Genomic DNA, 17,909 nt, shown 5'->3' on the forward strand with positions numbered 1-17,909 from the left:
CTATGGTTTACATCAATGAGTTGGCTGTACAGCTGATAATGGAAAGATCACGTAAATCGGTTTGGCTAGCTAATGGATCGCCTGACAGATGCACAAAATTTGCTGATTCTCCTACGCAGATCCTACCTCCGCTGCAACCAAGATGCTCAGCACTTGCACGCGTAATACCGTGTAATGACTGAACTTTGGATAAGCGTTGTTCAGGTAACAAAACTCTCGCATGCCGCATAGATAGACCTGGCGCGTGATCCGTAATACGTTTGCTCGCTTGCTCAGCTACTCTCAATGGGCTCAGAGGTTGAGTAGGATAATCACAATGCAAACAGATATTATATCCAGAGTCGAGTAACGCTTGGCATGGCTGTAATTGAACCTGACCGCTGCGTAATTGTATCCATTCATACCCGTCCGCGCCTGTTTCACCTACACTCATCGCTATCGACCTCTTGTCTAGCTTTTGATGCGGGATATGGTCGTCCAATTCAGAAAAAAAGTTCAGCTCTTCAGACACTTCAAACTTAGATTCTATTAAATTGATATGTGGGTTTGTCTGCTTAAATTGTTTAAGTAATTTTTTTGCAAATGGATGTGAGTCTGCCACACCGAGGTGTGTGATACCTTGTCGGTAAGCTCGCTTAACAATTTGGCGCATGTATGTATAAATATTAACTAATTGACTTTTCAATTGCGCAGCAGGAATTGAGGCACTTAACCATATGAGTTGTTCATCAAACAAGCCTTGTTGGCAGTGTAACAATTGTTTGAATTCATGTTCACTCGTAAATGGGTTAGCGCTACAGGATTTAAGGCACTGGTACACTGCTCTTATTGCGGGTTCATTGAGATAAGCTGCGGCTTTATTATCATCTAATACAACAATGGGCCGAGTAATTTTCAGCTGATTAATAAACGTAAAGATACTGACTTTTTCAGTTCGATCATAATCGGCTAATAGCGCTTCACTGAGTCCATACGCTAACAACCAATTATCGGGCTCAATTCCTTTGTCCAAATACAATAGTGCACGGGCGATATAACTATAGCCGTAATGAGGCATCATTTTTTGCCACGAACAATCAAAACCAAATGGTCCTAAATGCGTCCATTGCGACAAAATTGCGCTCAATACTAGTTGAATATTTGGCTCTATGAACCCTGGACAAACGCAATGGTATTTACTCAAGTATTGAAACCGAGCGGAAATATTCTGCTGTTTTACATACTGACAAACGTGGTCGACCGACCCTTGTATAACGACCTTACCAGCGCTAATAAGCATTGCCTCAACGACTTCTGTTGTGGGCAAGAATTGCGTGTATATTTTACCAATGATCACACTATGTTTAGGCGAAGCTGGGGCCAGAATCTCATCGTCTGAAGGTAACGCCCCAATCGGCATTTCTGCCAACCTATCTAGCAAGCTGTCATAAAAAACATGTTCAAAAGAAAAGCGAGCGTGACTGGGGTGTTGTCCGTTCATTGTATGCTTCCAAAAACCAATCCATACAAAGGTAGTCAAAAACCCCAACATGTCGATTACAGCAGATTACAGGGTCGTAATATCAGCACTTACCGATCTGTTATGAGCCGTGAACTCACTTAACTGGTAATTTGATATCTGCAAACAAAGCATCTACATCATCTTGATTTCTAAGTAAGCTTGCTCTTTCTACGAGATCTTTTGTCAAGTGAGGTGCAAAGCGCTCAATAAAGTCGTACATATAGCCACGTAAGAAACTGCCTTTTCTAAAACCAATCTTGGTCGTACTTGCCTCAAAAAGATGGCTGGCATCAATACAAACAAGGTCTTGATCGGCTACACGGTCAATCGCCATAGATGCGAGCACGCCAACGCCAAGGCCTAGGCGGACATAAGTTTTTATCACGTCAGCATCAGTGGCAGTAAAGACAATGTGAGGCTCTAACCCATGCGCGTTAAACGCTTTGTCTAACTCTGAACGACCCGTAAAGCCGAATACATAAGTAATCAGCGGATACTGAGCAACATCATGGACTGTTAAGTTATTGATTTTTTGGGCCAATGGATGATCTTTGGCAACCACGATACTTCTATTCCAGTGATAACATGGCAGCATCACTAAATCTGAGTATAAATGAAGTGCCTCAGTGGCGATGGCAAAGTCAGCATCACCACGCGCTGCCGCATCTGATATTTGTTGCGGAGTACCTTGATGCATATGCAACGATACCGCAGGATACTTCTTCATAAAGCCTTGAATAACGCCAGGCAAAGCATATCTGGCTTGCGTATGCGTCGTCGCGATATTCAGCTTGCCTTGATCGGGTAATGTATGCTCATTTGCGACCGCTTTAATGCCTTCAACTTTAGACAATATTTCTCGCGCAATATTTATAATTTCATTACCAGCATTGGTAACATGAGTAAGATGCTTACCACTGCGACCAAAGATTTGCACACCAAGCTCATCTTCGAGCATTCTCACTTGTTTAGAAATACCGGGTTGGGAGGTATATAGGCTTTCAGCAGTTGCCGATACATTCAAATTGTGGTTTAAAACTTCTACAATATATCTAAGTTGTTGTAATTTCATAGCTTAATTTTTCTTATTAGTTTTAACTTGGCATTGAGCACGACACGCTAGAAGAGTAATAACCTTGCGACAAAGCCGAACTCTCTAAGGCTAGCATAATTACTTGAAACGAGATAGCACTAGCCATACATCCTTGTTTAACGGATAAATTGTTGTCTTGGTCTATAATAATAAACACTTAAGTTTAAATTATTTTTCATCCATATGAACGGAAAGCTGTTCAGATTGCAATTAATTGATGTAAGATAAAATTTATCTTTCTAGTCGTGGTCAAAGAGAAGTTAAGTTATGTTTGTTTCTATCATTATTATGTTGATTGTTGCATTGATCGTCATTGCGGTTTGGGTCAGTGCAGTACAGCAGCATAAGGAGAAACAAGAAGCCGAACGTCGAAAAGAGCTAGCTAAACATAAAAAAATCATTGAAGAGTCAGAAGACATAATCGTCAACAGCTGCAACATTCCCATGTCAGAACTTATTTTACGCGTATTGCAAAGGCGCGTACTAGATTCCCTTACCGCTATGGTTGAACTGTCTCCTACCAACAAAGAACTTAAAAATCGTCTTAACGAAGCCAAAGAAAGGCTTAACACACCCATTGATCCCGATGCCCAAAGCGACGCATTAAATCTCCCCGACGCTGATAAGCAACTGATCGCGTTAGTCCAAGGTATTAAAAGGCTTAGACACGTGCTTCGTTCAGAACACTCTAAAGGTAAAGTTGATACACAAATGTTTGTGGCGGAAGACAGAAGACTGGAAAAGTTACAGCTACGTATTAACGTAGAAAGTCAAATTAAGAGAGGCGTATCTGCCCGCACCGCAAACATGGTAGGCTCTGCTCGACAGTACTTTGAGAAAGCCTATGCAACGGTCTGTGCTGTAACCTACAGTGATGAATACGTTACCGAGAAAAAAGCACAATTAACTTCATATTTGGAAGAAATTAGTACTGAGCTAAAAGCGTCTAACGCGTCCTCTGTTAAACAAAAGAAAGAACAAGAAAAAGACGACCTCGACGTATTGTTCGCACCAAAGAAGAAGTGGTAACAACCACTTCTCACTATTCTAAAGCAAATTTAAAAACAAATAACGCGGTTAATACCCACACGCTCACAGACACTTCATGGCCTTTTTGGCACATAACTTTAACCGCTGTGTAAGCGATAAAACCCAGAGCAATACCGTGTGCGATTGAAAACGTGAGCGGCGTCATTAACAAAACCACACTCACTGGGATTGCATCGCTCATATCATCCCAGTTAACCAGTTTTAAGTTCTGCAGCATCAACACAGCAACATACAAAATGGCCCCTGCGGTTGCGTAGGCAGGTACCATTTTTGCCAAAGGCGCAAAGAACATCATCAGCAAGAAGCAAACACCGACTGTTACGGCAGTTAAACCTGTTTTACCACCGACCGATACACCCGATACCGACTCAATGTACGAAGTTGTGGTTGAAGTGCCTAACATAGAACCAGCTATCGTTGCTGTACTGTCGGCAGAGAGTGCTCGCCCCAATCGAGGCATTTTTCCCTTTTCATCTGCCATGCCCGCTTTTTGCGTGACGGCAACCAAAGTCCCTGAAGTATCAAACAAGTCTACAAATAAAAATGCAAAAACGACACTGAGCATTGAAAGTTCCAAAGCCGAGGCAATATCAAGTTGCATCATGGTCGGTGCAATACTCGGTGGCGCTGATATGACACCTTGATAGTTGACAAGCCCTGCGCCCCAAGCCACTAATGTGACCACAAATATACTAATTAAGACACCACTTTTCACATCTCTGTACATAAGCGCTGCGATGATAAAGAAGCTTAAAATTGCGAGTAAAGGGCCCGCTTGTGTAATATCACCAAGCTTCACTAATGTGGCTGGACTAGAAACAATGATCCCCGCATTTTTTAGCGCAATTAACGCTAAGAATGCGCCAATCCCCGTCGCAATTGCCTGTTTTAAAACCAAAGGAATGGCCTGTATAACCCATTCTCGTATTTTAAAAACGCTCAAAAACAGGAAAATACAGCCCGATAAAAATACGGCTCCCAAAGCTGACTGCCAGCTGTGCCCCATCCCGAGTACAACCCCATAGGTGAAAAAGGCATTCAAACCCATGCCAGGAGCAAGCGCTAACGGATAATTTGCTAAAAACCCCATAATAAAACAGCCGATGGCTGCAGCGATACAGGTAGCGACAAATGCGGCCCCTAAATCAATGCCCGCTTGGGCTAGCATAGGCGGGTTGACAAATATGATATAGACCATCGTCACAAACGTTGTAAGCCCAGCAATAATCTCGGTTTTTACCGTAGAGCCATTCTGATTGACTTTAAATAAGCGCTCAAACATAGAAAAGGTATTTAAATTAGAAACAAGTTGTTGGATTTTAACATAAATCATTGGTCTAACCGGACAAAATAGTTAGAATTCGTCTAAACTTGCAAATGGGTATGTCATAACGGTTACACTATGGAACGCAATCCTTCAGAAAATTCAACAAATCAGGATCTAGAGCAGCAATTGCTCAACGTGCTGGACTTTGTAACAGCACCACCCAATAGTGAGGATAAATTTCCTGATGAGAATGATCCTCAACAAGCTTTTAAAAAAGGATTGTATTATTTGAAAGAAGAGGCATTTCCTTTGGCGGCTAAATGGCTGAGGTTAGCGGCTATGTCGGGTAACCAAAAAGCACAGTTTTATTTAGGACTGCTGTTCGTCAAGGGTCAAGGCGTACCTCAAAGCCCATTTCATGCGATGGCTTGGTTAGTACTTGCTCAAAGTCAGGGAATGGATGCTGCTACAGCAATGATCGACCAACTTAAGCCGCACCTAACAACCAAACGCATCAAAGATGCACAATGTTATGCAGCCACACTCTACGAACAAATTCATCACCTCACTGTGGTTCAAGAAAAGTTGTAAATCTTCTTTTACTTTCAAAAACATGGATGTTTCTGCCGCTTCACTTTTTGTTCTTTTATCACTTTTTGTATAAAAAAGTACCAATATTTGCTTGCATCTAAACACTGTATAAACTACTGTATACAAATACTGTATATAACACCAGTGAGTTGATTATGTTACAAGCAAGTTCTGTTTTTGGTATTTCTGCTAGCTCGTCTCACACTGTAGAGGCAACACGTGCATTTAATTGTGTTATTACTGAAGATGATATCAGCGCAAGTCTCGCGCTATTAAAAATCATTCATCAGTGTAATCAAAAAAAAGGATGGACGTTACTCATTGCACCCGACAACGTGCCTAACAAAGCGATGATGGAAAGTTGCTCAATTGACTCAAGTAAACTTTTGGTGATTAGGAAAAGGCATATAGTCGATTTGAATTATGTGTTGAGATCGGCACTAAACAATGGAAACTTTGCCGCTGTGATCACTTGGACGGATGTTATAGAGCCGATTTCGCTTGAAGCTCTGAACCTGCCAAGCTCAAACACAGATATTTTTTGCTTTTGCAAAAATGCGCCTTTAGAAACGTGTACAATAGACGCATTGATATCTTAATACGAAAATATAATGTGTTATTGCACCCTTCCAGAGCCATTTGAACAATGTTGTGCGCCGTTTATTAATGGCACACAACACCCTATAACTGCCGAACAACTCATGCGTTCAAGATACAGTGCATATTACCAAAAAAATGCTGAGTATATTCGCGCAACCTATGCTAGTTCGCAGCAACAATACCATAGCATTGAAGACATTTTACTTTTCGCTCAGTCGGTACAGTTTATTAATTTAGAGATAATTGCTACTTCTAAAACACTCGAAGATAGTTACGTCGAGTTTAAAGCAACTTATATTGCAGATAACAAGATATGCATGCTGCATGAGAAGTCACGCTTTATAAAAGAATCCGAACACTGGAAATATTTAGACGGTGATATCTATCCAACCCCAGAACTTAAACTGGGTAGAAATGATAATTGCCCTTGCGGTAGCGGGAAAAAGTTTAAGAAATGTCATGCTAGCTAAGCTAGGCGCTTAACTGTAATGCGCTTTGCAATTCACCCGTCGCAAGTTGGTCATAAAAACCCGCCGCATTCATGGCGGGTTTTTCAGGCATAGAGTTACCGCTTTTTACTGACTCAAAACGTTTTCTTACTGAGAGCTCACAGTTATCTACGACAATTAAAGGGACGTGCTTTTTATCATCTCGTATCGCGAGAGGCTCTGGTGACAAACAATCATTAAGGCGCAAACTTGCCATACCACCTTCATTGAGTATGCGCGCATTACTTTGACCAATTAACATATCAAACTGCTCAGGTGCAAGTTCACGCTGAGGACCAATTTGTAATTCCTTTTTTAATGCCTGCTCTGATAAATCTGCTTCGTGAAGTGCCGATTCCGGCAGGTGAAATTGACTAAAATCTAATGCATCTTGAGAAAGCATTGCCAATAACATCGAAAAATCGGCTCTACGTTGCTCAGTCACGCTTACCGAAAGCGCAGTGCCAAGCTGATCTTCTCTGGTCAATACAGCATCAAGTTGCATATAGTTTCACCGATTAATTACGAATCTTCGTTTTTATCGGCATTTTTCAAATTTTCTTTAGCACTTTTCTTTACTTAATAAAAAACTTTGTTATTATCACCGCCGTTGTTTAGGAGGGGTTCCCGAGCGGCCAAAGGGATCAGACTGTAAATCTGACGGCACTGCCTTCGCTGGTTCGAATCCAGCCCCCTCCACCACAAACAACAAATACAATTTGGAGGGGTTCCCGAGCGGCCAAAGGGATCAGACTGTAAATCTGACGGCACTGCCTTCGCTGGTTCGAATCCAGCCCCCTCCACCAAATTGTATACTCCCATAAAAGAGGAGGGGTTCCCGAGCGGCCAAAGGGATCAGACTGTAAATCTGACGGCACTGCCTTCGCTGGTTCGAATCCAGCCCCCTCCACCACTTTTATCAATTCTTATCAATAAATAACTGCTTACCGAACTTTTTAAACCAGATAACTGCTTCGCGATAATTCTGATAGTGATGCTCAACTAACTGCCAGAAAGCCTTATTATGTGCTAATACATGACGATGAGCTAATTCATGAACAATAACATAATCTATCATTGCGTGAGGTGCGCCTGCTAAAAGCACATTAAACGTCAACTCACCACGGCTAGAGCAACTTCCCCATCGGCTTTTGTATTCCTTGAATTTTACGCTTTTAACTTCGGTATTCATCTCTTTGCATAAATGTGGAAGCCGACTTTCAATATACAATTGTGTTTCATTGGTGAGTAATTGAATTAGTTGCTTTCTTAAAGCGCTAATATTGTCAATTTGCTTAACAAACACAGTTTGTGTTTCGTGCTCCACCCGAGACACTTCACTCGCACTAGCACTAGCACTCACAGCCAATCTATATATTTGACCAAATATCATTAACTCATTTTTATCCCAAGGTGCTTGAGGCTGTAGACTGGTTTCTAGTTTACGTTGCTGCTGAGCAACCCAAGCCTTCTTTGTTTCAAGCCAAGTCACCACTTCATCCATGCACGCATCATGTGGTGCATAGACTTTGACGCCGGTATCCGTGACTTTTAACGCCACGGTTTTACGTTTTTTACTCAACTGCAATTGGTATTCAAACATCTTCATTTTTAAATTAATTTTGTCACGACCATTCTACCTCGCCAAATAGCTGCTAATCTATAAAATAAATGACTAAGGAGATCAGTAAGCTATGGCCGACAAACCCTGCTGTCAGTATCAATCACCCGATGGGCACCAATGCAAAGAAATTGATATGGGCTCAGGCCTATGCTTTTGGCACGATGCAAAGTTTGATAAAAGTGGTTTGGAGCTAACGCAAAAACTTGAACGCTACGCAAAGCGTGGTGGGTTACTTCAAGGCTTAGAACTGAAACGTGCCAACTTAGAAGGCCTTAATCTCGTGAAATTCGGCGACCATAATGGTTACGACTTATCATACAGCAATTTCTATCGAGCCAATCTTCAGGGTGCTCACTTATTCAACAATACCTTTCGAAATGCGTCGCTTATGAAAGCAGACCTTAGAGAAGCTAATTTGCATTGCTGCCATCTAGAAAAGGCTAATTTACTAGGTATAAAACTTAATAACACACGCATGGATAACCTTTATCTTGGTGACAAGCTGCTTCAAGAGCAGCAAGGGTTTTCAGCACTTAAAGAAAAGCGAGTTGACGATGCGAACGACCTATTTTTACAATCTGAAGAAATTTATCGTTCTTTGAGAAAAGGCGCTGAACAGCAAGGCTTATTTGAGATGGCGGGCAAATATACCTATCAAGAACTTCGTATGCGCCACCATCAATACCCTAGAAACTCTCAAAGAAGATGGGTATCCAGCTTTATCAATTTGCTGTGTGGTTATGGAGAAAAGCCTGAAAACGTGATTCGTTTTAGCCTCAGTATGATAGTCATGTGCGCACTGCTCTATTTCGTATTCGGCGTCACCTATAATGAACAGTTACTGCAACTCGATTTTTCACAGTCAATTGCAGAAAACATAAGTGCATTACTCAATAGCTTCTACTTTAGTGTGGTCACATTCACAACCCTTGGCTATGGAGACATCACCCCGATCGGCATTTCGCGATTTATCGCGGCCATCGAGGCGTTTACAGGCAGCTTTTCTCTCGCGTTATTCGTCGTAGTGTTCGTTAAACGAATGACACGTTAGATGAAAACTTAACCCGAGATCTCTTCTTTCAGTTGATTCAAGAATGCCTTCATAAATTCCGTGCGTTTATGCGCTTCTTGCTTGGCGGATTCTGTTTGCATTTGCTCAGCGATATGCAGTAGCTTAATAAAAAAATGATCTAGCGTATAACGCATATCATCTGCTTCTCTATTTTCACAAAATGGATCATCAGGGTGATATAAATGTCGTGCGATTGCCCCACCCACTTTCATACAGCGGCTAACTCCTATTGCCCCCAATGCATCCATCCGATCAGCATCTTGCACAATTTTGGCTTCCAATGTTTCAGGTGTGACGTTCGCACTGAAGCTATGGGCCACAATGGCATGATGTATCGCATCAAATTTCGACTCGTCGTAATCTATCGACTTTAAAAAAGTGATTGCTTTATCCGCAGCCATTTTCGACGCACGCGCACGGTCAGGATGATTTTTAGCAACCGCCACACAATCGTGTAACCAAGCTGCAGGCAACACAACGGCCAAATCTGCTTGCTCTTGCTCTGCCAATTGTTTTGCTGTTTTGACGACTCTTTCGATATGCGTAAGATCGTGCGCAGTGTCAGCAAAAACACTCTTGACCATAAAACTTTTACATGCTTGTTCAATATGTTGCATCATATTCTCTTGTATTCGCCGCAATATTCAGTGACGTGCAAAATGAGATTTCCTCTCTATTTTTCACTAAAGCCACCCAATGTAAGTAGTTACTATCACCTAAATAGGCCGATTATTCCTTTGTTACGATTGTATGTTGGCATGGCCTTCACTAAAATGGCAAGCATTCAATTTTGTAAGGAATTTTTATGTCTTGTGCCCTGTATTTACAGCCTGGTCGAGAAAAGTCACTCAAACGTAAGCACCCATGGATTTTCTCTAAAGCAATCAAAAAAATAAAGGGCAAACCTGCCTTAGGTGATACTGTCACTGTCTACACCCATGATGGACAATATTTGGCTACTGCCGCCTATAGTCCAGACTCGCAAATTCGCGCCAGAGTTTGGAGTTTTGATCAAAGTGAGCAAATTGACGTTCAGTTTTTCCTAAAACGATTGCGTAGAGCACTCGATGCACGTCAGCATACAATCTCAGAGGGTGGACTCACAGGATATCGGCTGTGTGCGGCTGAGTCTGACGGCTTACCCGGTATCACCATAGATAAGTTTGATAACTATCTAGTGTGCCAATTGCTCAGCGCTGGTGCTGAACGCCATAAAGGTGACTTGCTTATGGCATTGCGTGAGCTATTCCCCGATTGTTATATCTACGAACGTTCTGACGTCGATGTGCGCAAAAAGGAAGGACTAGAAAAGACAACTGGCGCTTTATGGGGGGACGCACCGTCTTCACCAGTTATCATTAAAGAGAATGGTCTAAAACTTGAAGTAGACATTATCAATGGGCACAAAACTGGCTTTTATCTTGATCAAAGAGATAGTCGTGCGGCACTTGAGCGTTTTGTAAAGGGCAAAGAAGTGCTCAATTGTTTCTGCTATACCGGCACTTTTGGTTTATATGCACTACGCGGCGGCTGCGAAAAGGTCATTAATGTGGACGTATCACAGCCTGCTTTAGATACAGCAAAACGTAACGTTGAGCACAACAACTTAGACTTATCAAAAGCAGAGTTCGTCAAACAAGATGTATTCAAACTATTACGTCAATATCGTGATGAAGGCCGTGTGTTCGACACCATCGTAATGGACCCACCTAAATTTGCAGAGAGCAAAGCACAGCTCAATGGCGCGTGTAGAGGATATAAAGACATCAACATGATTGCGATGCAGATCTTAAAGCCAGGTGGCACTTTGTTAACGTTCTCCTGCTCAGGCTTAATGGAACAAAATTTATTCCAAAAAGTCGTTGCTGACGCAGCGCTGGATGCTGGAAAAGATTTGCTGATTGTTGAGCGCCTAAATCAAGCAGCAGACCACCCAATATCAGGCAACTACCCAGAAGGTTTCTACTTGAAAGGCCTTATTTGTAAGGTTTATTGATTTCTGTGGCTTGTGGCCTTACAGGGCCACAAGTCGCTTTGTAATCAAAAAGAGCCCAGAAAAGAATTAAACCAATCAAATATTACAACAAGCCAGCCAATCAATATTAAGTCAGGCAAACCAGCGCCCTCATGCGGCTTTAAATTTACTTGGATAAGATAGGCTCCGCTTTAGGTAGGCTAGGCCATACCCCTATAAAACCGTATGGCCTAAATAAGCGGTTTAATTAAACTGGGTGATTTCAAGCCCTAGCGTGTACTTTTCTTCCTGCTCATTTGAACAGCGAATGACCTTTGCATGGGCATTCAATGGAGGAATAGCCTCACTGGTTGAGTTAATGTGCACTTCAATCATGGTATCGGGCTCAACAGGTTCACTGACTTCAATCGACAATCCTGTTGCACTTAAATCGTGACATATCCCCTCAAGTCGATGGCCTGACTCTAACACCGTTAATCGTGCCTTAGTATCCACCAACATGCGCATAAAACGGCGCTTGTCTTCATGCAACATAACTTCCCCCTATACCATAGCTTTTAATTTTTCTAATAAGGATTGAATGGTAAAAGGTTTGACTACATAGGCATCACAACCCGCTTCATAGCCAGCTTGTTGTTCTTGCTCTGACTCCAAACCAGATACCATCACGACAGGAATATCTTTGGTTTCTGGCGTATTTTTTAGCATCCGACAGGTATCATAACCATCCAAACCCGGCATACAGACATCTAATAAGATCGCATCCGGTTTATGTGCTATCGCATTTGAGAGGCAGCTTTTACCAGAGTCGGCATAGCTAAGCTCAAAAGCCCCTGACAACGCCATGCTAAGCATTTCATAGTTAAAATACTCGTCATCTACCACCAATACGTGTGGTGTTGTATTCCCTGTTCGCTGAGCGGACATAGTCGATGTCACTTCCTTTACAAGATCCAAAAAATAGTTCCTCTTAATAAGGTAATTGGCTTAGTACAAATTGCAAGCAAATTGAACAATTATTCGCACTCTTTTAGCGCGTTCATCACCCGTTTAGCCGATATAGGATAAGGCGTACCAAGGGTTTGCGCGAACAATGATACGCGCAGCTCTTGCTGCATCCAAAATATAGCCTGCACATTATCCGGTATTGGCAATCCTTTTGGAATGCGCGAGATCACTTTTTGATAAGCCTCTGCCACTTTTTCTAACTCCAAAACACATAACCTATCGCGATTTGGATCAACTGGCAGCTTTTCCAAGCGTTTCTCGATTGCTTTCATATAACGTAACAGATCAGGCAGTTTGTCTGCGCCATGCTCACTGACAAACCCTCTAAAGATCAGTGACTCCAGCTGCGACTTAATATCGCCATGAGCCGTGATCATCGTTAAATCAACGCGACCTTTCATACGCTTGTTAATTGCATGCGCGATGCTCAACACTTGCTCAACTTGTGTCGCAATCGATACAACCGTATTCCCTAGTTCACCACGCACTTGCTCTTTTGCTTGTTCAAATGTTTGTTCATCACGCACGTCTGGATACTGAGTTAGCAACTGATCAACACCCGCCGCAATACAGTCATCTATCAAGTCTTGCACTTTTCCAAATGGGTTAAAGTACAAACCTAACTTGGCTTTATTTGGCAAATGCTGCTGCAAGTACTTTATTGGTGATGGCACATTCAGTAATACGAGTCTACGTAACCCTTTTTTATGCTGTACAAATGCTTTGATCTCGCTATCGAACAGCTCAATCGCGGTACTATTTTTCTTATCCACCAAAGCTGGAAACGCTTTGATCTCATAATTTCCTTGCTTTTTCGTGTACTCACTAGGTAAATCACCAAACTGCCACTGGGTTATTTCTGTTTGTTCAATGCCCTCTTCAGCAACTTGAGACAGCGTATCTGATACTTTACCTTGCAGTTGATCTTTGAGCTTTTGCAATTCGAAACCGTGAGCAAGCACGACATTGTCGTCCCCGACAACTTGGAATTGAATTTTTAAGTGTGTGTCCAGTGCACTCACGTCCCAGCTTTCCTGTTCGACTCTAACACCCGTCATACGTAATAGACGTGTGCTTAGCGCTTCGATGAGTGAACCTTGCATTGGCTCTACTGCAGCCAAAACGGCATCTGCATAGTTTGGTGCAGGTACAAAGTTACGCCTTAAGTTTTTCGGCAAGCTCTTGATTAAACCGCATATTAATTCATGACGAAAAGCGGGGATGTGCCAATCAAATCCTTGCTCTGTCACTTGGTTTAGCAACGCTAATGGAATATTCACTGTCACACCATCAATGGCTTGTCCCGGCTCAAAGTGATATTCCAAAGGCAACATAATATTTCCTTGATGCCAAACGTCTGGGTAATCAAATTCGGTAATTTGATCCGCGCCATGTTGCATCAAAAATGACTTTTCCATGTGTAAAAAGCGTTTATCTTTTTGTTTTTGCTTTTTCCACCAGTGATTAAAGCCAGCTCGTGTGCATACATCTTGTGGTAAACGTTCGTCATAAAATTCGAACAGTGTTTGCTCATCCACCAAAATATCGCGACGACGAGCTTTTTGCTCGAGCACGTGAATATCATCAATTAATGACTGGTTATGTTGCAAAAATCCTTCATTTTGGCCAAGTTGCTGCGCAACTAACGCTTCTTTGATGAACAACTCTCGACACAGCTTTGGCTCAATTTGGGAATACACTGTGCGTTTACGCGCAACGATAATAAGTCCAAACAATGTCTGCTGTTCAAAAGCAATTATACAACCGGGCTTTTTCTCCCAGTGCGGTTCACTAAAGCTTTTTTTAACGACATGCTGTGCGAGCGGCGCTATCCAGTTCACATCAATTTTTGCGTTCATTCGCGCATAGAGTTTACTCGTTTCCACCAGCTCCGCTGACATCAACCATTTCGGACTTTTCTTAAATAAACTAGAACCCGGAAAGATATGGAACAAGCTGTTACGAGCACCTTTGTAATGCTTGTTTTCATCTTTGGCACCTATGTGACTGAGCATGCCGCTCAACAAAGCTTGGTGAACATTGTCCAGTTCAGCTTGATTGTCGCTCAACTTCATACCCATTTCTTCACAAATGGTTGTGACTTGATAAACAATATCTTGCCACTCTCGAACACGCATATAGGCCAAAAAGTCTTTTTGACAGAGCTTTCTAAATTGCGCACGAGACAATTCTTCTTGTTGCTGTTCGATGTAGTACCACAAATTCAAGAAAGCCACGAAGTCCGAATCAGGGTGTTCAAAACGCGCGTGTTTTTCATCTGCGGCACCGCGTTTTTCTTGCGGTCGTTCACGTGGGTCTTGGATAGATAACGCAGCGACAATCACAATGACTTCTCTAAGCGCCCCTAGTTTGTCGGCCGTAAACACCATTTTTGCCAGTCTCGGGTCTATCGGCAAACGGCTTAATGTACGTCCAGATGACGTTAATTTCGTCGCATGGCGGCGTTGACTCGGATACACCGCTTCAAGTTCTTCAAGTAGCGCAATACCGTCATTAATATTTCTACTATCAGGCGCTTGAACAAACGGAAATTGGGTTATGTCGCCTAAACCTAAGCCCAACATTTGCAGAATAACCGATGCTAAGTTAGTTCTGAGAATTTCAGGATCGGTAAACTCTGGGCGAGATAAAAAGTCTTCTTCGGAATATAAACGAATACAAATACCCGCTTCAACACGTCCACAACGACCTTTTCGCTGATTTGCGCTCGCTTGTGAAACTGCTTCAATAGGTAAACGTTGTACTTTAGTTCGGTAGCTATAGCGACTGATCCGAGCGGTTCCTGGATCAATAACATAACGAATTCCCGGTACGGTTAATGACGTTTCTGCAACGTTGGTTGACAGAACTATACGTCGTGGACTATGCGGCGCAAAAATTCTGTTTTGCTCAGCATTTGACAGGCGCGCATACAAGGGCAGAATTTCAACCCCTTTTAAATTACGCTTAGACAGCGCGTCTGCGGTATCGCGAATTTCCCGCTCACCATTCATAAAGATCAGGATATCACCCGGCCCCTCATCGCATAGCTCATCGACCGCATCGAAAATCCCTTGAAGCTGATCGCTTTGTGCCTCGCTATCATTACTTGCCGTATCTAACACCGGTCGATAGCGCACCTCCACTGGATAAGTTCGCCCTGATACTTCGATGATGGGGGCATTATTAAAATGCTGAGAGAATCGTTCTGGGTCAATGGTTGCCGAGGTGATAATAACTTTCAGATCTGGGCGCTTCGGTAACAAGTTTTTCAAATAACCCAAAATAAAATCGATGTTTAAACTGCGTTCGTGCGCTTCATCGATAATGATTGTGTCATATTGGTTTAAGTATCTGTCTTGTTGGATTTCAGCCAATAAAATACCGTCGGTCATTAGCTTCACATAGGTGTTATCAGACACCTGATCGCTAAAGCGGATTTTAAAGCCAACTTGCTCACCCAACGAACATTCAATTTCTTCAGCAATACGGTTAGCAACGCTTCGAGCTGCTAATCGTCTCGGTTGGGTATGACCGATGTAACCATCTATACCTCGGCCTAGTTCCAAGCAAATTTTTGGTAATTGCGTAGTTTTACCTGAGCCAGTTTCACCTGCAACGATAACCACTTGATTGTTAGCGATCGCTTCTTTTATTTCATCTTTCTTTTGGCTAACAGGTAGCTGTTCGGGGTAGGAAACCTTAGGTAGCAGCTCTGTACGAGTCACTCTAAGTGCTTGGCTTTTTACAATGGCACTTTCAATGCTTGCAACCACCTTGCGCTGTTTTTCTGAATCTTCGATTTTGTTCGCGCCATGCAAGCGCTTTTTTAAAATAAACTGGTCTTTCTTTAAACAAGATTTTAGCTCAGCAAACAGTGGTCCTACACTCACTACACAACACCTATTAGAATTCTTTAGATCCGGCGTAGTGTATCAAAAACCGCTTACTGAGCATATGCTCAGATAAAGAATACCGAATGATTTCGGTACTATTTAATATTAATACTTATCTTTACACGAAGCGATGACCAGACAAGTAGGTATCGTGTAAATGCTTATCCAAGGCAAGTAACACATTTGCTCGGCTAATAACACCTAACAAACGACCATCTTCATCCACTACAGGATACAACTTCGGTTTGTTGACCGTCATCATATCAGCAATTTGCACAATACTGTCATTAAGGCCGACACAAACAGGCTCTATGGTCATTACATCACCCACAACACTGTGCGACTCATTTTGGTAGGTTGCTTCAAGCATTTTGCGCAGGCAATCTTGCTCAGATAAAAAACCAATAACACGTTTAGTGCTATCTACAACTGGCCCCCCCGTTTGACCACTTTGTAATAATTTTTCAACCGCAGACTCCACACGCATCTCTACATTAAAAGTCACCGGACGGTGATTAAGATAGTCTGCTACTTTGATTGATTGCATAGTTATTTGCTCCATATATAAACGCCAGCAATTTAACTATAGCTGGCGCGCATGGAATTGCCTGTTTTTCAATCCTTTTTGAAGATCCCAACGTACGCTTTTTGCCCTTGTGATTTGCTTGCGCGATACATCCCTTTGGTATTAAATGGCATGCTAATATGCCCTTGCTTATCAATGATAATGACGCCACCTGTACCACCAATTGGTGCTAACACATCGTGTATCACTTCGTTTCCAGCCTGCTCAATTGTTTTGTCTTGATATTGCACTCGAGCGCAAATATCACTGGCGACACTATAGCGAATAAAATACTCACCATGCCCTGTTGCCGATACCGCACATGAACGATTATCCGCGAATGTCCCTGCACCAATCACTGGCGAATCTCCAATACGGCCAAAACGCTTTGCTGTCATCCCTCCGGTAGAGGTGCCCGCGGCTAGATTGCCATGCTTATCGAGCGCGACGGCACCCACTGTGCCAATCTTATATTCTGATGGTAATGTTTGATGCAATGCTTGGTAGGATTTATTACCTTCTTTTGCATTGAGCTTCTGCTTCGTTTTTTGCAATGCCTCAAAACGATGTGGCGTGTCAAAGTAACTATTTTCAATTAACGACAACCCTTGCTGCTTAGCAAATTCTTCCGCGCCTTCCCCACTCAACATGACATGTACCGAGCCAGTCATCACCTTGCGCGCTAAATTAATGGGGTTTTTTATATGCTTTACACCGGCAACGGCTCCCGCTTGTCTATCTCGCCCATCCATAATTGATGCATCCAGCTCGTGTTTACCGTCAAACGTGTACACAGCGCCTTTTCCAGCATTAAAAAACGCTGAGTCTTCCAAAATATTAATCGCGGTTGTGACTGCATCCAAACTTTCGCCACCCGCGTCCAATACCTTGTAGCCAGCTTCAACGGCCTCCAATAACTTCGCTCGATATGCGGCTTCTTGCTCTGCGGTAAATTTGCTTTGTTCAATTGTGCCGGCCCCACCATGGATTGCAATGGCAATCGGTTTAGCATCAGCAAAGACATGCATGCTCATCAGTGATAGCACAGCGGTGGATAAGTAAAATATTGAGTTAAGTTTCATGTTAATCCCCTTTTTATACTAACTTGCGGGGAATAGATAAGGCTTGCAATAAAAATCGACCAAACACAAAAAAAGCACCCGCAGGTGCTTTTTAAAT

Annotated in this window: 17 protein-coding genes and 3 tRNA genes; 9 read left to right on the top strand and 11 right to left on the bottom strand. The window is 42.5% G+C overall.

Translation table 11 applies throughout. The annotated features are described in order from the left end of the window. Window positions 1-7: 7 nt before the first annotated feature. Both AC5FX4_RS13770 and cysB read right to left on the bottom strand, forming a co-directional pair. The gene (locus AC5FX4_RS13770; RefSeq protein WP_493606938.1) at window positions 8-1,480 is read right to left on the bottom strand and encodes an amidohydrolase family protein; all 1,473 of its coding nucleotides are present in this window, start codon (window positions 1,478-1,480) and stop codon (window positions 8-10) included. Window positions 1,481-1,595: 115 nt separating this feature from the next. Then, a complete protein-coding gene (gene cysB / locus AC5FX4_RS13775; protein ID WP_493606939.1) occupies window positions 1,596-2,573 on the bottom strand; it encodes an HTH-type transcriptional regulator CysB in 978 nt (325 codons plus the stop codon). A 288-nt stretch (window positions 2,574-2,861) separates the two neighbouring features. Between cysB and AC5FX4_RS13780 the strand changes: the two genes are divergently transcribed. Beyond that, complete coding sequence (locus AC5FX4_RS13780; protein ID WP_493606940.1) at window positions 2,862-3,623, top strand: hypothetical protein; 762 nt, start codon at window positions 2,862-2,864, stop codon at window positions 3,621-3,623. A 13-nt stretch (window positions 3,624-3,636) separates the two neighbouring features. Here AC5FX4_RS13780 and AC5FX4_RS13785 read toward each other — a convergent pair whose 3' ends face one another. Then, window positions 3,637-4,926, bottom strand: coding sequence for an NCS2 family permease (locus tag AC5FX4_RS13785; RefSeq protein WP_493607825.1), 1,290 nt, complete (start codon window positions 4,924-4,926; stop codon window positions 3,637-3,639). A 120-nt stretch (window positions 4,927-5,046) separates the two neighbouring features. Between AC5FX4_RS13785 and AC5FX4_RS13790 the strand changes: the two genes are divergently transcribed. The 3 genes from AC5FX4_RS13790 (at window position 5,047) to AC5FX4_RS13800 (ending at window position 6,572) form a co-directional block, all read left to right on the top strand. Continuing rightward, a complete protein-coding gene (locus AC5FX4_RS13790; protein ID WP_493606941.1) occupies window positions 5,047-5,502 on the top strand; it encodes a tetratricopeptide repeat protein in 456 nt (151 codons plus the stop codon). A 155-nt stretch (window positions 5,503-5,657) separates the two neighbouring features. After that, entirely contained in the window at window positions 5,658-6,101 is a 444-nt protein-coding gene (locus tag AC5FX4_RS13795) for a SulA-like leucine-rich domain-containing protein (protein ID WP_493606942.1), read from the top strand. A gap of 12 nt (window positions 6,102-6,113) precedes the next feature. Then, window positions 6,114-6,572 (top strand): YchJ family protein, encoded by a 459-nt coding sequence (locus AC5FX4_RS13800; RefSeq protein ID WP_493606943.1) that lies wholly within the window; start codon window positions 6,114-6,116, stop codon window positions 6,570-6,572. 1 nt (window position 6,573) lies between these two features. On the opposite strand, the gene AC5FX4_RS13805 is transcribed toward AC5FX4_RS13800, so the two are convergent. Further along, window positions 6,574-7,095: a VC2046/SO_2500 family protein gene (locus AC5FX4_RS13805; protein WP_493606944.1), complete on the bottom strand. Its 522-nt coding sequence runs from the start codon at window positions 7,093-7,095 to the stop codon at window positions 6,574-6,576. A 112-nt stretch (window positions 7,096-7,207) separates the two neighbouring features. Between AC5FX4_RS13805 and AC5FX4_RS13810 the strand changes: the two genes are divergently transcribed. The 3 genes from AC5FX4_RS13810 (at window position 7,208) to AC5FX4_RS13820 (ending at window position 7,503) form a co-directional block, all read left to right on the top strand. Next, window positions 7,208-7,292: transfer RNA gene (locus tag AC5FX4_RS13810), tRNA-Tyr, on the top strand. Between the two features lie 19 nt (window positions 7,293-7,311). Next, window positions 7,312-7,396 (top strand) — tRNA-Tyr (locus tag AC5FX4_RS13815). 22 nt (window positions 7,397-7,418) lie between these two features. Further along, a tRNA-Tyr gene (locus AC5FX4_RS13820) sits at window positions 7,419-7,503 on the top strand. 6 nt (window positions 7,504-7,509) lie between these two features. On the opposite strand, the gene AC5FX4_RS13825 is transcribed toward AC5FX4_RS13820, so the two are convergent. Further along, window positions 7,510-8,199, bottom strand: a complete 690-nt coding sequence (locus tag AC5FX4_RS13825) for a M48 family metallopeptidase (protein ID WP_493606945.1) — start codon at window positions 8,197-8,199, stop codon at window positions 7,510-7,512. An 85-nt stretch (window positions 8,200-8,284) separates the two neighbouring features. Here AC5FX4_RS13825 and AC5FX4_RS13830 point away from each other — a divergent pair, with 85 nt between their 5' ends. Further along, window positions 8,285-9,265 (top strand): ion channel, encoded by a 981-nt coding sequence (locus tag AC5FX4_RS13830; protein WP_493606946.1) that lies wholly within the window; start codon window positions 8,285-8,287, stop codon window positions 9,263-9,265. A gap of 8 nt (window positions 9,266-9,273) precedes the next feature. Here the strand turns inward: AC5FX4_RS13830 and AC5FX4_RS13835 are convergent, their stop codons facing one another. After that, a complete protein-coding gene (locus AC5FX4_RS13835) occupies window positions 9,274-9,903 on the bottom strand; it encodes an HD domain-containing protein (protein WP_493607826.1) in 630 nt (209 codons plus the stop codon). A gap of 188 nt (window positions 9,904-10,091) precedes the next feature. Here AC5FX4_RS13835 and AC5FX4_RS13840 point away from each other — a divergent pair, with 188 nt between their 5' ends. Next, window positions 10,092-11,282, top strand: a complete 1,191-nt coding sequence (locus AC5FX4_RS13840; RefSeq protein ID WP_493606947.1) for a class I SAM-dependent methyltransferase — start codon at window positions 10,092-10,094, stop codon at window positions 11,280-11,282. Window positions 11,283-11,504: 222 nt separating this feature from the next. On the opposite strand, the gene AC5FX4_RS13845 is transcribed toward AC5FX4_RS13840, so the two are convergent. The 5 genes from AC5FX4_RS13845 to AC5FX4_RS13865 all read right to left on the bottom strand — a co-directional run bounded on the left by AC5FX4_RS13845 (window position 11,505) and on the right by AC5FX4_RS13865 (window position 17,764). Then, window positions 11,505-11,795 (bottom strand): PilZ domain-containing protein, encoded by a 291-nt coding sequence (locus AC5FX4_RS13845; protein WP_493606948.1) that lies wholly within the window; start codon window positions 11,793-11,795, stop codon window positions 11,505-11,507. A gap of 9 nt (window positions 11,796-11,804) precedes the next feature. Further along, complete coding sequence (locus tag AC5FX4_RS13850) at window positions 11,805-12,188, bottom strand: response regulator (protein ID WP_493607827.1); 384 nt, start codon at window positions 12,186-12,188, stop codon at window positions 11,805-11,807. An 89-nt stretch (window positions 12,189-12,277) separates the two neighbouring features. Then, window positions 12,278-16,162: an ATP-dependent RNA helicase HrpA gene (hrpA, locus tag AC5FX4_RS13855; RefSeq protein WP_493606949.1), complete on the bottom strand. Its 3,885-nt coding sequence runs from the start codon at window positions 16,160-16,162 to the stop codon at window positions 12,278-12,280. A 121-nt stretch (window positions 16,163-16,283) separates the two neighbouring features. Beyond that, the gene (locus AC5FX4_RS13860; protein ID WP_493606950.1) at window positions 16,284-16,712 is read right to left on the bottom strand and encodes a CBS domain-containing protein; all 429 of its coding nucleotides are present in this window, start codon (window positions 16,710-16,712) and stop codon (window positions 16,284-16,286) included. A gap of 68 nt (window positions 16,713-16,780) precedes the next feature. Beyond that, complete coding sequence (locus AC5FX4_RS13865) at window positions 16,781-17,764, bottom strand: isoaspartyl peptidase/L-asparaginase family protein (protein ID WP_493607828.1); 984 nt, start codon at window positions 17,762-17,764, stop codon at window positions 16,781-16,783. Window positions 17,765-17,909: the final 145 nt, after the last annotated feature.

This window comes from Pseudoalteromonas sp. ATL1 (assembly GCF_058933015.1).

Excerpts from the sequence above, each read along its gene's own strand:
- AC5FX4_RS13840 (WP_493606947.1), top strand. The coding sequence starts at position 10,092 with ATGTCTTGTGCCCTGTATTTACAGCCTGGTCGAGAAAAGTCACTCAAA.
- AC5FX4_RS13845 (WP_493606948.1), bottom strand. The coding sequence starts at position 11,795 with ATGTTGCATGAAGACAAGCGCCGTTTTATGCGCATGTTGGTGGATACT.
- cysB (WP_493606939.1), bottom strand. The coding sequence starts at position 2,573 with ATGAAATTACAACAACTTAGATATATTGTAGAAGTTTTAAACCACAAT.
- AC5FX4_RS13865 (WP_493607828.1), bottom strand. The coding sequence starts at position 17,764 with ATGAGCATGCATGTCTTTGCTGATGCTAAACCGATTGCCATTGCAATC.
- AC5FX4_RS13830 (WP_493606946.1), top strand. The coding sequence starts at position 8,285 with ATGGCCGACAAACCCTGCTGTCAGTATCAATCACCCGATGGGCACCAA.
- AC5FX4_RS13805 (WP_493606944.1), bottom strand. The coding sequence starts at position 7,095 with ATGCAACTTGATGCTGTATTGACCAGAGAAGATCAGCTTGGCACTGCG.
- AC5FX4_RS13790 (WP_493606941.1), top strand. The coding sequence starts at position 5,047 with ATGGAACGCAATCCTTCAGAAAATTCAACAAATCAGGATCTAGAGCAG.
- AC5FX4_RS13785 (WP_493607825.1), bottom strand. The coding sequence starts at position 4,926 with ATGTTTGAGCGCTTATTTAAAGTCAATCAGAATGGCTCTACGGTAAAA.
- AC5FX4_RS13800 (WP_493606943.1), top strand. The coding sequence starts at position 6,114 with ATGTGTTATTGCACCCTTCCAGAGCCATTTGAACAATGTTGTGCGCCG.
- AC5FX4_RS13835 (WP_493607826.1), bottom strand. The coding sequence starts at position 9,903 with ATGCAACATATTGAACAAGCATGTAAAAGTTTTATGGTCAAGAGTGTT.
- AC5FX4_RS13850 (WP_493607827.1), bottom strand. The coding sequence starts at position 12,188 with ATGTCCGCTCAGCGAACAGGGAATACAACACCACACGTATTGGTGGTA.
- AC5FX4_RS13860 (WP_493606950.1), bottom strand. The coding sequence starts at position 16,712 with ATGCAATCAATCAAAGTAGCAGACTATCTTAATCACCGTCCGGTGACT.
- AC5FX4_RS13770 (WP_493606938.1), bottom strand. The coding sequence starts at position 1,480 with ATGAACGGACAACACCCCAGTCACGCTCGCTTTTCTTTTGAACATGTT.
- AC5FX4_RS13795 (WP_493606942.1), top strand. The coding sequence starts at position 5,658 with ATGTTACAAGCAAGTTCTGTTTTTGGTATTTCTGCTAGCTCGTCTCAC.
- AC5FX4_RS13825 (WP_493606945.1), bottom strand. The coding sequence starts at position 8,199 with ATGAAGATGTTTGAATACCAATTGCAGTTGAGTAAAAAACGTAAAACC.
- AC5FX4_RS13780 (WP_493606940.1), top strand. The coding sequence starts at position 2,862 with ATGTTTGTTTCTATCATTATTATGTTGATTGTTGCATTGATCGTCATT.